Origin of the sequence: Streptomyces sp. AP-93 (assembly GCF_022808175.1) — a bacterium.
Taxonomy (GTDB): Bacteria; Actinomycetota; Actinomycetes; order Streptomycetales; family Streptomycetaceae; genus Streptomyces.
Window position 1 is genome coordinate 171,553 of record NZ_JALGBX010000001.1, and the last position, 17,406, is coordinate 188,958.

The window sequence follows — 17,406 nt, forward strand, 5'->3', positions numbered from 1 at the left end:
CACTAGCTGCCCAGCTGTCTAGCCGGACAGCATCACGCTGCTGACCCGGCCCGCCATGCGGTCCAGTACCGAACCGGGCGCCAGGCCGCCCCGCAGCAGGACGAACCGGGACGGGGGCAGCCCCGTCATCGCCTTCACCTCGCGGCTCAGGTGCGCCTGGTCGTGGTAGCCGCAGGCTGTCGCCACCTGCGCTGCCGCCGTTCCGGCCGCCAGCATCCGCAGCGCGTGCTGCAGCCGGAACACCCGGGCCATGGCCTTGGGCGACAGGCCCACCTGCTCGCGGAACCGGGCCCGTACGGTACGGGCGCTCCACCCCGTCGAGGCGCTCACCCGGGCCAGGGAGCGGGTGTTCGCCCAGAGCTCGAAGAGGGCTCCGCCGATCTCGGGCGCGGGGTGGGGGCCGCGGTCGAGGCGGGCGCAGAACAGCTCGTCGAGCAGGGCGAAGCGCTCCGTCCACGAGGGGAGCGCCTGGAGCCGTTCGGTGAGGTAGCGGCCCTGCGCTCCGAGCACGTCCACCAGATCTATGTGGGCGTCCTCGAAGTGCCACATCGGGATGCCGAACAGCCGGTAGCAGCCCTGCGGGGTCATGTTCACCTCCAGCCCGTGCACGACTCCCGCGTGCAACCCGACCGCCGGCACCGTGCGCGGGCCGCTGATCATGGCCCGGGCCGCGGGGCGCAGTTGGGCCGTGGCGAGGTCTTCCGTACGGGAGACCCACAAGCCGTCGGAGAAGCTGAAGACCAGCGTCACGCAGCCGGTGGGCAGCTCCAGGCGGCGCCTCGGGGCCATGAACTCGGTGTGGAACCCCGTGTAGTTGATGATGAGCGGCCGCAGTGCGGCGGCCGGCGCGCGCCGGCGCGCTGATCGTCTGCCCGGGGCGGCGGCGGGCATCGTGCGTACGTCGAAGGCGTCGACCGAGCCCATGTCCGGGCCCTCCCCCCGCTGTTGCGCGGCCGGTGGTACCGCGCGGTCGGCCGATGATGCCAGGTCACAGGGGGCGATGACCAGAGTGGTCCGGCGGCGGATCCGGGCCGTCGCCCCTGCCGGCAGGCCGGAAAGTGATGTGAGGATGCGTGCATGACAGAGATCATCAAGGGGGGAACCTTCCGCTCGGCGGCGGCGAGCCGATGCGCGTGGCCGTCGTACGCCGCGACGGCGGGCCGGACGCTCCCGCGGTCGACGCGGCCGCGCTGCTCGCCGATGCGGGCGGCAAGGTCAGGGACCGGGGAGACCTCGTGTACTACAACCAGCCCGAGCACGCGGGGAGCGCGGTGCGGCTGTTGGGGAGCGCCCAGGGGGAGGGCGGGGTGACCGCGGACTGGCTGGAGATCGACCCCGGCCGCGTCGAGCCCTCCGTCGAGCGGATCGTGGTCGCGGCCTCCTGTGACGGCGGGACCTTCGGGGAGGTCGAGGACCTCTGCCTGCAGCCCGCCGAGCTGAACGCCGTCAGCTTCTGGCTCCGCCACCGCTGACCCGCTCCCGGGCCCGGGACGGGGCGGGGCGTCCGCCGGCGACGCCCCGCCCCGGGCTCCGCGTCCGCTAGACCGGTGCGAAGAGCACCTTCGCCCGGCCCGGGTCCGCCTCCGTCAGCCGGACCCTGATGCGGTCGCCCAGCGGCAGCTCCGCCGACGTGGACTCCACGCGGCCGATCACCGCCGGCTCCGCCAGGTGGACCGTGCCGACCAGCGGCTCGCGGTCCTTGACGTCGATGACCGTCGCCTCGAAGGTCTCCCCGACGCGGTCCTTGAGCAGCGCCGCCTCCACCAGGTCCACGGACTCCCGCTCCGCCGAGTTCGCCAGCCGGGTTCCGTCCGACATCTCTTTCGGGAGGGCGTCGAGCGCCTCCAGCGCCCACCCGGGGGGTTCGGCCCCGGCCACGGCCGCCACGCACAGCTCGCCCGTGTACCGGTCGACGAGCCGGCGCAGCGGCGCGGTGCAATGGGCGTACGGGGCGGCGACCGCGGCGTGCAGGACGGGGTCCGGGGTCTCGCCGCCGGTGAAGACCGTGTAGCCGGCGCCGCGCAGCAGAGCGGTGCACTCCTGGAGGAAGGCGGCGTGGGCGGGCCGGTGCGGATCGAGCCCGCGCACGAGCTCCGCGTACGGGACGTGGTGCGGCCAGTCGATCCGCAGGGCCTTCGCCGCCCGGCGCAGCCGCCCGACCGCTCCGTCGGGGGCGGTCGGCAGGGTCCGTAGGATCCCGGTCCCGGCGGCGAGCATCAGCTCGGCGGCCGCCATGCCGGTCATCAGGGAGATCTGCGCGTTCCAGCCGTCGGCCGGGAGCGGAGCCCGGTAGGCCAGGCTGTACGAGCCCCCGTGCTCGATGATCTCCTGCTCGGGCACGTTCAGCGAGATGCCCCCGCGCTCCGTCTCCAAGGCCTCGCGCAGCCGCCCGATGTCCTTCAGCAGGGCCAGCGGCTCCTCGGCCGTGCCCGCGTCGATGGCCTTCTGGACGCCGTCGTAGTCGAGTTTGGCCCGGCTGCGCACGAGTGCGCGGCGCACGTCGGTGCTCTCGACCCGCCCCTCGGCGTCCAGGTCGAGCCGCCACAGCAGGGCGGGGCAGGTCTGGTCGGGGAGCAGGCTGGCGGCGCCCTCCGAGAGCACGGCCGGGTGCAGGGGGATCTTCTCGTCGGGGAAGTAGAGGGTGGTGACCCGGCGGTGGGCCTCGCTGTCGAGGGCGCCGCCGGGAGTGACGTAGGCGGCGACGTCGGCGATGGCGTAGTGGACGCGGTAGCCGCCGGTGGCGCGCTTCGCCAGGTGCATGGCCTGGTCCAGGTCGCGCGAGGCCGGCGGATCGATCGTGAAGAAGGGGATGTCGGTGGCGTCGAAGTCCGGCAGGAGGGGGTGTCGTACCGCCCGCTCGGCCTCGGCGAGTACGGGCGCCGGGAACTCTTCCGGCACCTCCAGCTTCGTCCGCAGTTCACGCAGCGCGGCCCGCAGAGCAGCCCCGTCTGCGCCGGTCATGATCATATGACGGCGTGGCATGTGCCGAGCCTATGGCCGGTGGGCCCGGGCGGCACGGCGAGCCGTCTACCCTGGTCGGGGGCCGCACCCCCGCCGCTGTGCCGTGCCCGTCGAAGGAGAACCACCGTGCTCGTGCTGCTGCCGCCGTCCGAAGGAAAGGCCGCCGGCGGCTCCGGCGCACCGCTGAAGCCGCAGACGCTCTCGCTGCCGGGGCTGGCCGAGGCCCGCGCGGCGGTGCTGGAGGAGCTGGTCGAGCTGTGCGTGGGCGACGAGCTGAAGGCCCGCGAGGTGCTCGGCCTGAGCGAGGGCTTGCGCGGTGAGGTCGCCAAGAACGCGGAACTGCTGACGGCGGTCGCCCGCCCGGCCGGGGAGATCTACACGGGCGTCCTGTACGACGCGCTGGGCCTGTCGACCCTGTCGCCCGCCGCGGCCTCCCTGGCCGCGGATTCCCTGCTGGTCTTCTCGGGCCTGTGGGGTGCGGTCGGGGTCGCGGACCGCATCCCCTCCTACCGCTGCTCGATGGGCGTGAAGCTGCCGGGGCTGGGGGCGCTGGGCGCGTTCTGGCGCGAACCGATGGCCTCGGTGATGCCGGAGGCGGCGGGGGAGGGCTTGGTCCTGGACCTGCGGTCCTCGGCGTACGCCTCCGCGTGGAAGCCGAAGGGCGAGGTGGCGGGCCGTACGGCCACGGTCCGGGTCCTGCACTCCCAGATGGTGGACGGGGTGGAGAAGCGGTCGGTGGTGAGCCACTTCAACAAGGCCACCAAGGGCCGCCTGGTCCGCGACCTCCTGTCGGCGGGCGCGGCCCCCGCGGCTCCGGCGGAGCTGGTGACGGCCCTGCGTGACCTGGGCTTCACGGTGGAGGCCGAGGCCCCCGCGAAGCCGGGCAAGTCATGGTCCCTCGACGTGGTCGTCACCCAGATCCACTGACCGGTGCGTCCGGGGCGGGGGAGCCGCTGCGCGGGGCTTCCCGGGCGCTGCCCGGACCCGCGCCTCAAACGCCGGCGGGGCTGGATTTCGCTGCGGTCAGCCCACACGCGCATGCCACGGCGGGGCAATCCCGGAGACTTTTCAGCCGTCCGGCGTTTGAGGACCGGGGTCTGGGGCGGAGCCCCAGGGGGTCCGGGCGCAGCCCGGTACCCCTCCCAGCCCGTCCGGCGTGTGAGGACCGGGGTCCGGGCAGAGCCCGGGGAACGGGCGAAGGGCGGGTAGGGGACCCGGCCCCGCGCAGCGGCCAGGGCACGGTGCGGCGTCGCTGCCGGGGGCCGGCCCCGGGACCCCCGCGCCTCAAACGCCGGCGAGGCTGAATGGGGCCGGTCAGCGGCCCAGGGGCCAGGCGACGGTGGCGGGGGTGTGGTCGGACGTGCCGGCGTAGGTGGCGCACGCGTCCGTGAGGGTTTCCAGTAGGGTCAGCGGATCGACGAGCGGATGCTCCATCCCGCGGAGCCAGGTCACCGAGAGGTCCCCCGGCAGTGCGGCCGGCGGCACCAGTACGTAGCTGCCCCGGCAGTGCCAGCGCAGCCCGGGGTGTTCGTCCATCGTCTCGGGGTGGCAGTCCAGTTCGCAGGGCCACCACTCGTCCTCGTCCTCGGGCGTACCCCGGGTCGCGGTGAAGAAGAGCATCCGGGCCTGGTCGCCCGTACCGCCCGATTCGGCGACCGGACCGACCTCGATGCCGGCGGCCAGCAGGCGTTCCAGCGCGCTGTGCCCGGCTTCCAGGGGGACGTCCAGGACGTCGTGGACCATGCCCGTCGCGGTGATGAAGTTGGCCGCGGGCTGGTTGCGCGCCCAGCGTTCGACCTGCGCGCGGTCCGTCGTGGACTGCGTCTGCCAGGCGAAGGAGACGGGGTGGCGTGCGGGCGTCGGACAGCCGATCCGGTCGCACGAGCACCGGTAGCCGGCGGGGTGCGCGGCGGGCGAGATCGGCAGACCCGCCGCGGCGACGGCCAGCAGCAGGGCTTCGCGTTCTCGTGCGGGGTCCGCGGCGTCGGGTTTCGGCTTGCGGCGCAGCCACTGGGAAATCCTGCTCTGCTCGCCGCGTTTGACGCGGCCCGACTCAGACCCCATCTATCCCCTCACCTACACCGTTGCCCCGGCAGACCCTCACATGTTCCCACCATCCTGGGCGCCGGGTGACCGCACCCCCCGACCAGGACTCCCGCATAACCATAGAAATCGGCCATATGTTCTCGGCCATCAGGGGGTCATGACTTATCCCACCCCACCCCGGCCCCGCCCAGCACCGCGTCCACCAGCGCATCCGCGTACGCGTGCGTGAGCGGCGCCGTGCGCAGCAGCCAGCGGTAGGTCAGAGGTCCGAGCAGCATCTCCACGGTGAGCCGCAGATCGGTGTCCGGCGGGAGCTGCCCGGCCTCGCGGGCCGACCGCAACCGCTCCTCGTACAGCGCGAGCTGGGGCTCCAGCAGCTGCTCGGTGAAGCGCGCCCCGAGCTCGGGGTCGGTGGCGCCGGCCGCCGTCAGGGCGCGCGCGGGGGCCGCGTACCGCTCGTCGGCGAACTCGTCCACCGTCGCCCGCAGTACGTACTTCAGGTCGGCGGCCAGATCCCCGGTGTCGGGGAAGCCGGTCCACGCCCCCTCGGACTGCGCGTCCCCGGCGAGCGCGACCGAGGCGTCCAGCAGGACCGCGGCCTTGGACGGCCACCAGCGGTAGATGGTCTGCTTGCCGACTCCGGCGCGGGCGGCGATGGCCTCGATGGTCAGCTTGTTGTAGCCGACCTCCCCCACCAGGTCGAGCGCCGCGTCCAGGATGGCCCGCCGCGAGCGGTCGCTGCGGCGCGTGGCGTCCGGGGACCGGGGGGCGGAGGAGGGGCCGGGACCGGAGTCGGGGTTGGGGTCGGAGTCGGGAGCAGGGAGGGGGCTGGAGCTCATTTCGGCAACTTATCAACACCGAACCACTCGTTTTTCAGCCGTTCGGGAAACCACCCAATCAGTTCACTGCGCCGTTCCCGCCGAGGAGAGACGATTCTCTTCTCATCACCGTGAGGAGCCTTCATTGCGCAGAGACGCCACACCCCGGCGCTACCTGATGTGCCCACCGGCGCACTTCAAGGTCACGTACTCCATCAACCCCTGGATGGACCCCACGAAACCGGTGGACCTGCCCCTGGCCATGGCCCAGTGGGAGGACCTCCGCGACCGCTACGTGGCCCTCGGCCACACCGTCGAGACCCTCGTCCCCGAACGCGGTCTGCCCGACATGGTCTTCGCGGCCAACGGCGCCCTCGTCGTCGACGGCCGGGTGCTGGGCGCGCGGTTCGCCTACCCCGAGCGGGCCGCCGAGGCGGAGATCCACCTCGACTGGTTCCGCGGCCACGGCTTCCAGGAAGTGCACGAGCCGTCCCACGTCAACGAGGGCGAGGGTGATTTCGCCGTCACCGCCACCTACATCCTGGCCGGCCGGGGCTTCCGCTCCAGCCCGCTCTCGCACGACGAGGCGCAGGAGTTCTTCGGCCGCCCGGTCATCGGGCTCGACCTGGTCGACCCGCGCTACTACCACCTGGACACGGCCCTGTCCGTGCTCGACGGCGACGAGGTCATGTACTACCCGGACGCCTTCTCCGAGGGCAGCCGGGCGGTCCTGCGCCGGCTCTTCCCGGACGCGCTGATCGCGCGGGCCGAGGACGCGGCCGCCCTCGGGCTCAACGCGGTCTCGGACGGCCGGCACGTGCTGCTCCCGCAGGAGGCGACCGGACTCTTCGCACCCCTGCGGGCGCGGGGGTTCGAGCCGGTCCCGATGGACCTGGGAGAGCTGCTCAAGGGCGGCGGCAGCGTGAAGTGCTGCACGCAGGAGCTGAGGCCCTAGCCGTCCGCGGGTCCCGACGGGCCCGGGCCCGCGGGGGTTCAGCCTCCGCGGGCCGAGGTCTTCGCGGGCTCAAGCCTTCGACGGCCCGGGCCTTCGCGGGCTCAGTCCTCGCGGGCTCAGGCCTCCGCAGGCTCAGTCCTCGCGGGCTCAGTCCTCGCGGGCCCAGGCCTCCGCAGGCTCAGCCCTCGCGGGCTCAGGCCTTCCCGGGCTCAGGCCCCCTGCGGAGGCGGCCACTCCTGGCCCCAGTCGGCGTTCCGCGCGGCCTTGTACAGGTCGCCGTGGCGCTTGGTCACGTTGACGTGGGTCTGCCCCTCGGACTCGGGTCCGCACAGCTCCAGCAGGACCAGCCCCTTGCGGATCTGCGGCCTGCGCGTGATCCGGGAGGCGGCCGGCTCCACCGGGAAGCGGGTGGCGGCCACGTAGCTGAACTTCTCGTCCTCGTAGGAGAGGGAGCCGCCCTTGACCTGCCGGTGCAGGGAGGACCGGCTGACCCGGGCCGAGAAGTGGCACCAGTCCTTGCCGACCTCGATGGGGCAGGTCCCGTCGTGCGGGCACGGGGCCGCGACCCGCAGCCCGGCCTCGATCAGCTGGTCGCGGGCCTCGCGGATGCGCAGGTACCCCTCCGGCGTGCCCGGCTCGATCACCGCCACCGCCTGACCGGCCCGCGCCGCCTCGGCGACCACCTCGCGGCGGGCTTCCGGGGTCAGTTCGCCCAGGACGTACGAGACCGTCACCAGGTCCGCCCCCGGGAGCGTCAGGCCGGCCCCGATGACGGTCCGCCGCCACTCGGCGGCCCGCAGCGTGGGGGAGGAGGAGGCCGCGGCCAGCTCCTTGCCGAGGTCCAGGGCCGGATCCGCCCAGTCCAGTACCGCCGTCTCGCGCGGCCCGCCCCAGATCGAGTCCGCGGCCCAGGCCGCCGCGCCGGTGCCGCCGCCCACGTCCACGTGCGAGGCCGGGGACCAGCCCGGGGCCGCCTCGGCGAGCCCGTCCAGGGCGGACCGTACGGCCTCGAAGGTGGCGGGCATCCGGTACGCCGCGTAGGCGGCCACGTCGGAGCGGTTGCGCAGGACGGGGGTGTGGGTCGGGATCTGGCCGCGGTAGTTGGCGATCAGCCGCTCCACGGCGGCCGTGGCCTGCTTCTGCGGGAGGCCTTCGAGCAGTCCGGCGAGGGCGCTGCGCAGGGTTTCGGCGGTGGTGGTGGCGGTGTCGTTCACCCGCCAAGTTTACGGGGCCGGGGCCGGGCCGGGTCCGCAGCCCGGACCCGGCCCCGGACGATCAGCTCGCCGTCGCCGTCGCCGTCGCCGTCGTCGGGGGGCTGGTCCGCCAGGGGCGGCACAGGACGACGAAGCAGAGGACCGCCATGAGGGCGCAGGTCGCCTGGACCACGGCCATCGGTACCGCCGTGTCCTCGCCCGCGATGCCGACCAGGGGGGAGGCCACGGCTCCGACCAGGAAGGAGGAGGTGCCGAGCAGGGCGGAGGCCGAGCCGGCCGCGTGCGGGGCGCGCATCAGGGCCTGCGCGTTCGTGTTCGGCAGCACCAGGCCCATCGCGGACATCAGGACGAACAGTCCGGCGCAGATGGCGAAGAGCCCGACCTCGCCGAAGACCCCCGCGGTCATGAGGAGCAGGGCGGCCGAGGCCGCCATGACGACCGCGAGTCCGTACCCCAGCACCTTGTCCAGGCGGACCCGGCCGACCAGCAGCTTGCCGTTGATCTGGCCCACCGTGATCAGGCCGAGGGAGTTGACGCCGAACAGCAGGCTGAAGGTCTGCGGCGAAGCACCGTAGATCTCCTGCACGACGAACGGCGAGGCGGAGATGTACGCGAACAGCGTCGCGAAGGCGAAGCCGCCGGCCAGCGTGTACCCGGCGAAGACCCGGTCGGCGAGCAGTCCGCGCATGGTCCGCAGCGCGGCGCCGACGCCGCCGGTCTGGCGCCGCTCGGGCGGCAGCGTCTCGCCGAGCTTCCGCCAGACCAGGAGGGTCAGGAGGGCTCCCACGACGGTGAGGACGCCGAAGACCCCGCGCCAGTCGGCGAAGCGCATCACCTGGCCGCCGATGAGCGGGGCGATGATCGGCGCCACGCCGGATATGAGCATCAGGGTGGAGAAGAACCGGGCCATCTCGACCCCGTCGTACAGATCGCGCACGACGGCCCGCGCGATGACGATCGCGGCAGCGCCGGCCAGGCCCTGGAGCAGCCGGAAGGCGATCAGCAGCTCGACGGTCGGGGCGAAGGCGCAGATGGCGGTGGCGAGGACGTAGACGACCATGCCGACGAGCAGGGGGCGCCGGCGGCCCCATTTGTCGCTCATCGGACCGATCACCAGCTGGCCCAGGGCCATGCCGGCGAGGCAGGCGGTGAGGGTGAGCTGGATGGTCGAGGCCGGGCTGTTCAGATCCGTGGTCACCGCCGGCAGCGCGGGCAGGTACATGTCCATGGACAGCGGGGTGAGCGCGCTGAGTCCGCCGAGGATGAAGGTGACGAGCAGTCCCGTCCGGCGGGCGGCCGTCTGGGGAGGGGTGCTGAGAGGGAAGGGAGTCGTGGGGGACGAATCCTTCGAGGGCGCTGTCGCGGGGCCTCGCTCCGACATACGGAACTCCAGTCTTCTTATCGTGTCTTCACACCCCCGGATCGCCCCATGTTCTCAGCAATCGGAACGTCCCGGGGGCGATGTCCCGTGTGACGTAGCCTGCGGCCCCATGAACGCACGTGTGAAGAAGATCGCCGTAGTGACCGGGGCCGGCTCCGGAATCGGCCGCTCCGTGGCCCTGACCCTGGCCGCCGCCGGATGGTCGGTGGCCGTGGCGGGCCGCCGGACCGAGCCCCTGGAGGAGACCGCGGGGGCCGCGCGGGCGGCCGATGCCGAAGCCGACGTGCTCTGCGTCCGGGCCGACGTGAGCAATCCGGACGACGTCGCCGTGCTGTTCGAGACCGTGCGGGAGCGCTACGGGCGGGTCGACCTGCTCTTCAACAACGCGGGCACCTTCGGCCCGGCCGGAGTCCCGCTGGAGGACATCTCGTACGAGGCCTGGCGCTCGGTGGTCGACGTCAACCTCACCGGCTCCTTCCTCTGCGCGCAGGCGGCCTTCCGGGTGATGAAGGCCCAGGACCCGCAGGGCGGCCGCATCATCAACAACGGCTCCATCTCCGCGCACGTGCCCCGGCCGAACTCGATCGCGTACACCGCGACCAAGCACGCCATGACCGGCCTGACGAAGTCCCTGTCGCTGGACGGACGCCCGTACGGGATCGCGTGCGGGCAGATCGACATCGGCAACGCGGCCACCGAGATGACCGAGCGGATGCAGACCGGGATCATGCAGGCCAACGGACAGCTCGCGGTGGAGCCCGTCATGGACGCGGCCGACGTGGCGCGCACGGTGCTGCACATGGCGGAGCTCCCGCTGGGTGCCAACGTGCAGTTCGCGACGGTGATGGCGACCGCGATGCCGTACATCGGGCGCGGCTGATCCCGTACGCCGGGCGCGGCTGATCTTGTTCGGCTCCGGGGGAATGCCCGCCCGGGGGCCGGGGTTGTGGTGATCATGACGATCGAAGTACTGCGCTACACCGCCTTCTCCGACGATCCGGAGGGCGGAAACCCGGCCGGAGTCGTGCTCGACGCGAGCGGTCTGGACGACGCCGCCATGCTGGAGATCGCCGCCGAGGCGGGCTACAGCGAGACGGCCTTCCTCACCGCACCGCCCGAGGGCCTCGGCGGTGAGCCGGGGAGGGCCTTCTCCGTGCGCTACTTCAGCCCGAAGGTGGAGGTCCCGTTCTGCGGGCACGCCACCGTGGCCACCGCCGTCGCGCTCGGCGAGCGGGTCGGCCCCGGCGAGCTGCTGTTCGCGACCAAGGCGGGCACCGTGCCGGTGTCGGTGACCCGGGAGGGCGGCGGCCTGCGCGCCACCCTGACCAGCGTCGAACCGCACACCGAGGACCTGGACCCGGCCGACCTCGCCGAGGCCCTGGCCGCGCTGGACTGGCCGGCCGCCGACCTGGACCCGGCGTTCCCGCCGCGGATCGCCTACGGCGGCGCCCGCCACCTGGTGCTCGGCGCCGCCACCCGGGCCCGGCTCGCGGACCTCGACTACGACTTCGCCCGGCTGGAGGCGCTGATGCGCCGCCTCGACCTGGTCACCGCGCAGCTCGTGTACCGGGCGGGCCCGGCGGAGTTCCACGTGCGCAACCCCTTCCCGGTCGGCGGCGTCGTCGAGGACCCGGCGACCGGCGCGGCCGCGGCCGCCTTCGGCGCGTACGCCCGCGAGCTCGGCCTGGTCCCGGCCGACGCCGTCCTGACCCTCCACCAGGGCGAGGACATGGGCCGCCCCGGCGTCCTGACGGTGGAGCTCCGCTCCGGGGACCCCCGGGTCCGGGTGGGCGGCGCGGGGGCGCTGATCCCGTAGTGCGGATCGAGGGGCCCATCGAGGCGTACGAAGACCTGCCCGCCGGGCTCGCCGAACAGGTGGCGGCCCTGGAGGCGCAGGCGTGGCCCGGGTCGTCCTCCGGGCACGACCCGGCGCTCCGCCCGCGCGCGGTACTGCTCCTGGACGCCGGCGGACGGGTCGCCGCCTGCCTGGCGCTCCTCCACAAGCCGGTCCGGCTCGCGGACGGGCGTACGTACCGAGCGGCCGGGCTGAGCGGCGTGGTCACTCGGGCCGACCTGCGGGGGCGCGGGTACGGGAGCCGGCTGGTGGCGGCGGCCCGCGCCGGGCTCGCCGCCGATCCGGCGGTGGACCTGGCGCTGTTCAGCTGCGACCGGGAGCTGGTCCCGTTCTACGAGGCGGCCGGCTTCGAGGTGCTGCCCGGCACGGTCCTGGTCGGCGGCACCCCGGCGGAGCCTCTCGCCACGGACGCCCCGGGCCTCGACAAGACGGTGCTCGCGGCGTTCCCGGCCGGCTCCGCGGACGGCGAAGGCCGCGCGGACCAGGTCCGCGCGGCCTTCACCGGCATTCGAGTCCCCCTCTACCCGGGGACGATCGACAGATTGTGGTGAGTCAGGAGCCGCTCGGCTCCGACGCCGACGCCGGCGCCGCGGACTCCGGCTTCGGTTCCGGCTTGCTGCGCTTGGCCTGCGACGGCGCCAGGAACAGGGCGAGCACCGGGACCAGGTACAGGGTCCACACGACGACCTGGAGCACGGTCGGGTCCGGCTGGAAGTTGAAGGTGCCCTTCAGCAGGGTCCCGTACCAGCTGTCCGGCGGGATCGTCGAGCTGATGTCGAAGGCCTTGTTGGTCAGACCCGGCAGGAAGTCGGCTTCCTGGAGGTCGTGGACCCCGTACGCGAGGACGCCCGCGGCGACCACGACCAGCATGCCGCCGGTCCACGTGAAGAACTTCGACAGGTTGATCTTCAGCGCGCCCCGGTAGAACAGCCAGCCCAGGGCGATCGAGGACCCGATGCCGAGCAGCACGCCGATCAGCGGGCCCGCGCCGTCTCCGGCCGCGTGCACCGAGCGCCACACGAACAGCGAGGTCTCCAGGCCCTCCCGGCCGACGGCCAGGAACGCCGTCGCCACCAGGGCGCCGGTGCCCATCGCGAGCGCCGCGTCGAGCTTGCCCTGGAGCTCGGCCTTCAGGTGCCGCGCGGTGCGCTTCATCCAGAAGACCATCCACGTCACCAGGCCGACCGCGACGATCGACAGGGTGCCGCCGATGGCCTCCTGCGCCGTGAAGGTCAACTCCTGCGTGCCGAATTCGAGGCCCGCGCCGAAGGCCAGGGACAGGGCGGCGGCCAGGCCGACACCCAGCCACAGCGGCCCCAGCTTGTCCTTGTTCCCGGTCTTCACCAGGTAGGCGATGAGGATGCAGACGACGAGGCTGGCTTCCAGCCCCTCGCGCAGTCCGATCAGATAGTTGCTGAACACTTCGGTTCTCCCCGTCCCTACGCGAACAGCGTCCGGCCCCACCAGTCGTCCTTGTCGCGGACGCCCGGCGGGACGGCGAAGACGGCCGAACCCACGTGCTGGATGTATTCGTTGAGGACGTCGGCCTTGGCCAGGCTGCGCTGGACCGGGACGAAGCCGGTGCGGACGTCGCGTTGGTAGGCGAGGAAGAACAGGCCCGCGTCGAGGCGGCCCAGTCCGTCGGTGCCGTCGGTGAAGGAGTAGCCGCGGCGCAGCATCATCGCGCCGTTGTTGGTGTCGGGGTGCGCGAGGCGGACGTGCGCCTCGGGCTTCATCGCCTTCAGGAACGGCTCGTCGCGTTCCTTGGACTTGCCGACGGGGGCGCCCTCGCCCTTGTCGCGGCCGAAGATGTCCTCCTGCTCGCCCAGGGAGGTGCGGTCCCAGATCTCGATGTTCATCCGGATCCGGCGCGCCACGAGGTAGGAGCCGCCGGTCAGCCAGTCGCTGCCGTCGCCGGCGCCGACCCACACGTGCTTGTCCAGGGCGGCCTTGTCGGTGCCCGAGATGTTCCGGGTGCCGTCCTTGAAGCCCATCATGTTGCGCGGGGTCTGCTCCTCGGGGGTGGTCGAGGAGGTCTTGCCGAAGCCCAGCTGCGACCAGCGCACCACCGTCTTGCCGAAGCCGATGCGGGCGAGCTGGCGGATGGCGTGCACGGCGACCTGGGGGTCGTCGGCGCAGGCCTGGACGCACAGGTCGCCGCCGGAGCGGGCCGAGTCGAGGTTGTCGCCGGGGAACAGCTCCAGGTCGATCAGGGCGCCCGGGCGCTTGCCTTCCAGGCCGAAGCGGCCGTTGGCGAAGAGTCCGGGGCCGAAACCGATGGTGAGGGTGAGGCGGGAGGGCTTGAGGCCCAGTGCCTCGCCCGTGTCGTCCGGCGGGGCCTGGGGCAGGCCGCCGAAGCCGCCCTCGCCGACGGGCTGACCGGCCGTCATCAGGCGGGCCGCCTCGGTCCAGTCCTTGAGGAGCTGGACCAGCTCGCCGCGGTCCTTCGTCTTCACGTCGAAGGCCGCGAAGTGCAGGCGGTCCTGGACGGCACTGGCGATACCGGCCTGGTGCTCACCGTGGAACGGCACGGCCGCCCCCGCCGCGGCCGCCGAGACCATGTCGGGGCCCGAGTTCAGAGCGATAGCCGTACCGCCGGCCGCCGCCGCGCCGAGCGCGAGGCCCGCGCCGCCCCAGCCCAGGACGGCCCGGCGCGAGGGCGCACCCGAAGCCGAGCCCGCCTGCTCCGGCGCGCCTTCGGGCGCGCCGTGCGCGTCGTCCTGTGCGGACTCCTGCCCGGACACCGACTCGCTCATGTGAGGATCTCCCGCCTGCTCTGCTGTTCCGGAGTTACTTCGCGACCGCGGCGGCCAGCATGGAGAGCGGCTCGCCCAGCGCGCTCACGCCGTCGGAGAGCTCCTTGCGCTCGGCCTCGCCGACCTTGTCGTACGACGTGAACTCGTAGGAGGTCTTGTCGGCGCGGTACTTGTCCAGCAGGGTGTTCATCGCGGCGAACTGCTTGTCCAGCTCGGCGGTGAGCGCGGGGTCGGTCTTCGAGGTGACCGGCTTGAGCAGCTCGTACGCCTTCTGCGCGCCCTCGACGTTGGCCTTGAAGTCGACCAGGTCGGTGTGGCTGTAGCGCTCTTCCTCGCCCGTCACCTTGCCGGTGGCGACCTCGTCGAGGAGCTCCTTGGCGCCGTTCGCCATCGAGGTGGGGGTGATCTCCGCCTGGCCGACCTTCTTCTGCCACACGGCCAGGTCGGCCATCAGGGTGTCGGCGAGCTTCTTGTCCGCGTCGTCGATCTTGTTCTCGGCGAAGAGGGACTTCTCCAGCTTGTGCCAGCCGGTCCACTCCTGGCCCGGCTCCAGGCCGTCCTCGCGGACGTCGACCTTCGGGTCGATGTCACCGAAGGACTCGGCGACCGGCTCCGTGCGCTCCCAGCCGATCCGCGAGGGGGCGTACGCCTTCTTCGCGGCCTCGACGTCGCCGGCCTTGACCGCGTCCGCGAAGGCCTGCGCCTTGGGAATGGTCCCGTCGGCCTGCTCCTGCACGTACTTGCGGTACGCGGCGACCGCGGCGTCCGCCTCGGGGCTGCGCTTCAGGGCGGTGCCCGTGCCGGTGGCCTTGACCTGCTGGCGGATGCCGTCGCCCTTCATGCCGGGCTTGCAGGCGATCTCGTAGTCGCCCGCCTTGAGCTCGGCGGTGATGGTGGCCTTGGTGCCCGGGCCGATGTTCTCGCGCTCGGTGACGATGCGGTCGTCGGGGAACAGGACGTAGAGCTCGGTGACCTTGGAGCCCTTGTTCTCGACCTCGATGGTGACCTTGCCCGCCGGGAACTCCTTCGCGGAGACCTCGCAGGCCGAGTCGGAGGCCGCCACCTTGATGGTGCCGTCGCCGGACGCGTCGCTCTTCTCGGAGCAGCCGGTGACCGCGGTGAGGGCGGCCACGACGGCTGCCGCGGTGACGACGGTGAGGCGGGCGGGGCGCATAGGGGGCTCCTGGCAGTCTGGCGTTCGGCAGACGGCCGCCCCGATCGGGTGAGGCGGCCGGTGAGGCGGACCTAACTTAGCCGAGGCTTACCTCACCCATACCCGCACGTCCAGTGATTCGGCCCACACATGCGGGGGCCGGACACGGGGCTGTTACGGACGCCCCACGCCGCCCCCATGACCGGGTCAAGCCGAGGTCAAACCCCCGTGGCCGTTCCGTACGGCGGAACGGCCGGCTCCCGGTGTCCGCGGCTCGCCGTCCCGTACGGGGACCACCAGGGGCGCCCCGGTCCGCGGGTGCGGGAGGACTTCCACCGACTGGCGGTAGACCCGGCTCAGCAGCCCGTCCTCGAACACCTCCGCGGGCGGGCCGTCCACCGCGATCCGGCCCTCGTGCAGCACGGCGACCCGGTCCGCGTACGCCGCCGCCAGGCCCAGGTCGTGCAGGACCACCACGACCCCGTCCCCGGCCGCCGCCCGCTCCCGGCAGATCCGCAGCACCAGCTCCTGGTGGCGCAGGTCCAGGGCCGCCGTCGGCTCGTCGAGCAGCAGCAGCGGGGCCCGCTGCGCCAGTACGCGGGCCAGCGCGACCCGGGCCCGCTCCCCGCCGGAGAGCGCCGAGAACGGGCGGGCCGCGAAGCCCGTCACCTCGGTGGCGGCCATGGCGGAGGCCACCGCCTCCTCGTCGGAGTCGGCCAGTTCGGTGGCCGCCCAGGGGGCGCGGCCCATCCGTACGACGTCCTCCACAGGGAAAGGGAAGGCCAGTGCCGCCGATTGGGGGAGCACCGCCCGGCGCAGGGCCAGCTCGGGGGCCGGCCAGTCGCCCACCGGGCGCCCGTCGATCCGCACTTCGCCGGCGGCGGCCGGCAGGTCCGCGGAGAGGGCCGCCAGGAGGGTGGACTTGCCCGCGCCGTTCGGCCCGACCAGGGCCAGCACCTCACCGGCCCGCACGGTCAGCCCGATCCCGGCGAGCACCTCGCGCCCACCGAGCCGTACGCGCAGGTCCGTGACCTCGGCGAGCGGCGCACCGGGGGCCGGCCGGGCCGGAACGGCGCGCTTGTTCCCGCGAAGGCGGAGTGCGGCGAGACCGGAACGCAGCCGGACGCTCATGCCCAGCCTCCTTGCTTGCGACGGGTGCGGCGCAGCAGCCAGAAGAAGAACGGGCTGCCGAGCAGGGCGGTCAGGACACCGAGCGGCAGCTCGGCGGGCTGGGCGAGGGTCCGCGCGGCCAGGTCTCCGGCGACCAGCACCACGGCTCCGGCGAGCGCGCTGCCCGGCACCAGGAACCGGTGGCCCGGACCGTTGGCCATGCGCAGCAGGTGCGGCACGAGCAGCCCGACGAAGCTGATGATCCCGGCCACCGCGACGGCCGCCGCGGTGAGCAGCGCGACGAGCAGGATCAGCGCGAGCCGCAGCCGCTCCACGTCGACGCCGAGGTGGCGGGCGGGGCGCTCGCCGAGGGACAGCAGGTCCAGCTTGCGGGAGTAGAAGGGGGCGAGGGCCAGGCCGGCCAGCGCGCAGGGCAGGACGGCGAGCACCTTGGGCCAGGTGGCCTGGGCGAGGGAGCCGAGCTGCCAGAAGGTGATCTGGTTCACCTGGCCGCTGTCCGCGAAGAAGATGAACAGGCCGATCAGGGCGCCCGCGAAGGCGTTGACGGCGATGCCCGTCAGGATGAGGGTGACGACCTCGGTCTTCCCGCCGTTGCGGGAGAGCAGGTAGACGGCGCCGACGGTGATCAGCCCCGCGACGAACGCGCAGGCGGTGATGGTCCAGTTGCCGAAGAAGCTCAGGCCCAGCCCGATCGCGGCGACCGCCCCGACGGCCGCGCCCGCCGAGATCCCGATGACTCCGGGCTCGGCCAGGGGGTTGCCGAACACCCCCTGCATCAGCGCCCCGGCGCAGCCGAGGCTGGCCCCGACGAGCAGGGCGAGCACCACGCGCGGCAGCCGTACGTTCCACAGCACGCTCTCCCCGACCCGGTCGAGGGCGGCGCCCCCGAGCCCGAGGCGGTGCTGCACCGACCCGATCACTTCCCCGAGCGGGATCTCGTAGGCACCCACCCCGGCGGAGACCAGCGCGAGCAGCACGAGTACCGCGGCCAGGGCGCCGGTGAGCCAGGCGGAACCCCACCGCCGCCGGGGCGGTGCGCCGGCGGCGGTGGGGGCGGCCCGGGACGCCGCCGGCTCGGGAGCGGGAAGGGGGTCCGCTCCGGGCGGCGTCCCGGGGGCTTCGTAGGAGAGGGACAC

General features: G+C 73.2%; 16 protein-coding genes and 1 pseudogene. 6 read left to right on the forward strand and 11 right to left on the reverse strand.

Annotated features, from left to right (window positions below; translation table 11 throughout):
- Positions 1-18 precede the first annotated feature (18 nt).
- A complete protein-coding gene (locus MTF69_RS00820) occupies positions 19-924 on the reverse strand; it encodes an AraC family transcriptional regulator (RefSeq protein WP_243329593.1) in 906 nt (301 codons plus the stop codon).
- A 149-nt stretch (positions 925-1,073) separates the two neighbouring features.
- On the opposite strand from MTF69_RS00820, the gene MTF69_RS00825 reads away from it, so the two are divergent.
- Complete coding sequence (locus MTF69_RS00825) at positions 1,074-1,472, forward strand: TerD family protein (protein WP_243329595.1); 399 nt, start codon at positions 1,074-1,076, stop codon at positions 1,470-1,472.
- 67 nt (positions 1,473-1,539) lie between these two features.
- Here the strand turns inward: MTF69_RS00825 and MTF69_RS00830 are convergent, their stop codons facing one another.
- Positions 1,540-2,982 carry an RNB domain-containing ribonuclease gene (locus MTF69_RS00830; protein ID WP_243329597.1) on the reverse strand — a complete coding sequence of 481 codons (1,443 nt, stop codon included), beginning with the start codon at positions 2,980-2,982 and terminating at the stop codon, positions 1,540-1,542.
- 105 nt (positions 2,983-3,087) lie between these two features.
- Here MTF69_RS00830 and yaaA point away from each other — a divergent pair, with 105 nt between their 5' ends.
- On the forward strand, positions 3,088-3,888 hold the full coding sequence (yaaA, locus tag MTF69_RS00835) for a peroxide stress protein YaaA (protein WP_243329599.1): 801 nt from the start codon (positions 3,088-3,090) through the stop codon (positions 3,886-3,888).
- A 387-nt stretch (positions 3,889-4,275) separates the two neighbouring features.
- Here the strand turns inward: yaaA and MTF69_RS00840 are convergent, their stop codons facing one another.
- Together MTF69_RS00840 and MTF69_RS00845 are read right to left on the reverse strand one after the other, a co-directional pair.
- Positions 4,276-5,025 (reverse strand): bifunctional DNA primase/polymerase, encoded by a 750-nt coding sequence (locus tag MTF69_RS00840; protein WP_243329602.1) that lies wholly within the window; start codon positions 5,023-5,025, stop codon positions 4,276-4,278.
- A gap of 137 nt (positions 5,026-5,162) precedes the next feature.
- The gene (locus MTF69_RS00845) at positions 5,163-5,846 is read right to left on the reverse strand and encodes a TetR/AcrR family transcriptional regulator (protein ID WP_243329604.1); all 684 of its coding nucleotides are present in this window, start codon (positions 5,844-5,846) and stop codon (positions 5,163-5,165) included.
- Between the two features lie 115 nt (positions 5,847-5,961).
- Here MTF69_RS00845 and ddaH point away from each other — a divergent pair.
- Positions 5,962-6,780, forward strand: a pseudogene (gene ddaH / locus MTF69_RS00850) (dimethylargininase); the annotation flags it as partial.
- Between the two features lie 209 nt (positions 6,781-6,989).
- Here ddaH and MTF69_RS00855 read toward each other — a convergent pair.
- Both MTF69_RS00855 and MTF69_RS00860 read right to left on the reverse strand, forming a co-directional pair.
- Positions 6,990-7,994 (reverse strand): small ribosomal subunit Rsm22 family protein, encoded by a 1,005-nt coding sequence (locus MTF69_RS00855; RefSeq protein ID WP_243329608.1) that lies wholly within the window; start codon positions 7,992-7,994, stop codon positions 6,990-6,992.
- Between the two features lie 61 nt (positions 7,995-8,055).
- Positions 8,056-9,375, reverse strand: a complete 1,320-nt coding sequence (locus MTF69_RS00860) for a Bcr/CflA family multidrug efflux MFS transporter (protein WP_243329610.1) — start codon at positions 9,373-9,375, stop codon at positions 8,056-8,058.
- Between the two features lie 109 nt (positions 9,376-9,484).
- On the opposite strand from MTF69_RS00860, the gene MTF69_RS00865 reads away from it, so the two are divergent.
- The 3 genes from MTF69_RS00865 to MTF69_RS00875 all read left to right on the forward strand — a co-directional run bounded on the left by MTF69_RS00865 (position 9,485) and on the right by MTF69_RS00875 (position 11,781).
- Positions 9,485-10,255: an SDR family oxidoreductase gene (locus MTF69_RS00865; RefSeq protein WP_243329612.1), complete on the forward strand. Its 771-nt coding sequence runs from the start codon at positions 9,485-9,487 to the stop codon at positions 10,253-10,255.
- Between the two features lie 75 nt (positions 10,256-10,330).
- On the forward strand, positions 10,331-11,191 hold the full coding sequence (locus MTF69_RS00870; protein ID WP_243329614.1) for a PhzF family phenazine biosynthesis protein: 861 nt from the start codon (positions 10,331-10,333) through the stop codon (positions 11,189-11,191).
- Entirely contained in the window at positions 11,191-11,781 is a 591-nt protein-coding gene (locus MTF69_RS00875) for a GNAT family N-acetyltransferase (protein ID WP_243329616.1), read from the forward strand. The genes MTF69_RS00870 and MTF69_RS00875 overlap by 1 nt, the downstream gene beginning before the upstream one ends.
- Position 11,782: 1 nt before the next feature.
- Here the strand turns inward: MTF69_RS00875 and efeU are convergent, their stop codons facing one another.
- The 5 genes from efeU to MTF69_RS00900 form a co-directional block, all read right to left on the reverse strand.
- Entirely contained in the window at positions 11,783-12,652 is an 870-nt protein-coding gene (gene efeU / locus MTF69_RS00880; protein WP_243329618.1) for an iron uptake transporter permease EfeU, read from the reverse strand.
- Positions 12,653-12,669: 17 nt separating this feature from the next.
- Complete coding sequence (gene efeB, locus MTF69_RS00885) at positions 12,670-13,986, reverse strand: iron uptake transporter deferrochelatase/peroxidase subunit (protein ID WP_243329620.1); 1,317 nt, start codon at positions 13,984-13,986, stop codon at positions 12,670-12,672.
- Positions 13,987-14,020: 34 nt separating this feature from the next.
- The gene (gene efeO / locus MTF69_RS00890; protein WP_243329622.1) at positions 14,021-15,160 is read right to left on the reverse strand and encodes an iron uptake system protein EfeO; all 1,140 of its coding nucleotides are present in this window, start codon (positions 15,158-15,160) and stop codon (positions 14,021-14,023) included.
- Positions 15,161-15,346: 186 nt separating this feature from the next.
- The gene (locus MTF69_RS00895; RefSeq protein WP_243329624.1) at positions 15,347-16,270 is read right to left on the reverse strand and encodes a heme ABC transporter ATP-binding protein; all 924 of its coding nucleotides are present in this window, start codon (positions 16,268-16,270) and stop codon (positions 15,347-15,349) included.
- Positions 16,267-17,406 (reverse strand): iron ABC transporter permease, encoded by a 1,140-nt coding sequence (locus MTF69_RS00900; protein ID WP_243329626.1) that lies wholly within the window; start codon positions 17,404-17,406, stop codon positions 16,267-16,269. The genes MTF69_RS00895 and MTF69_RS00900 overlap by 4 nt, the downstream gene beginning before the upstream one ends.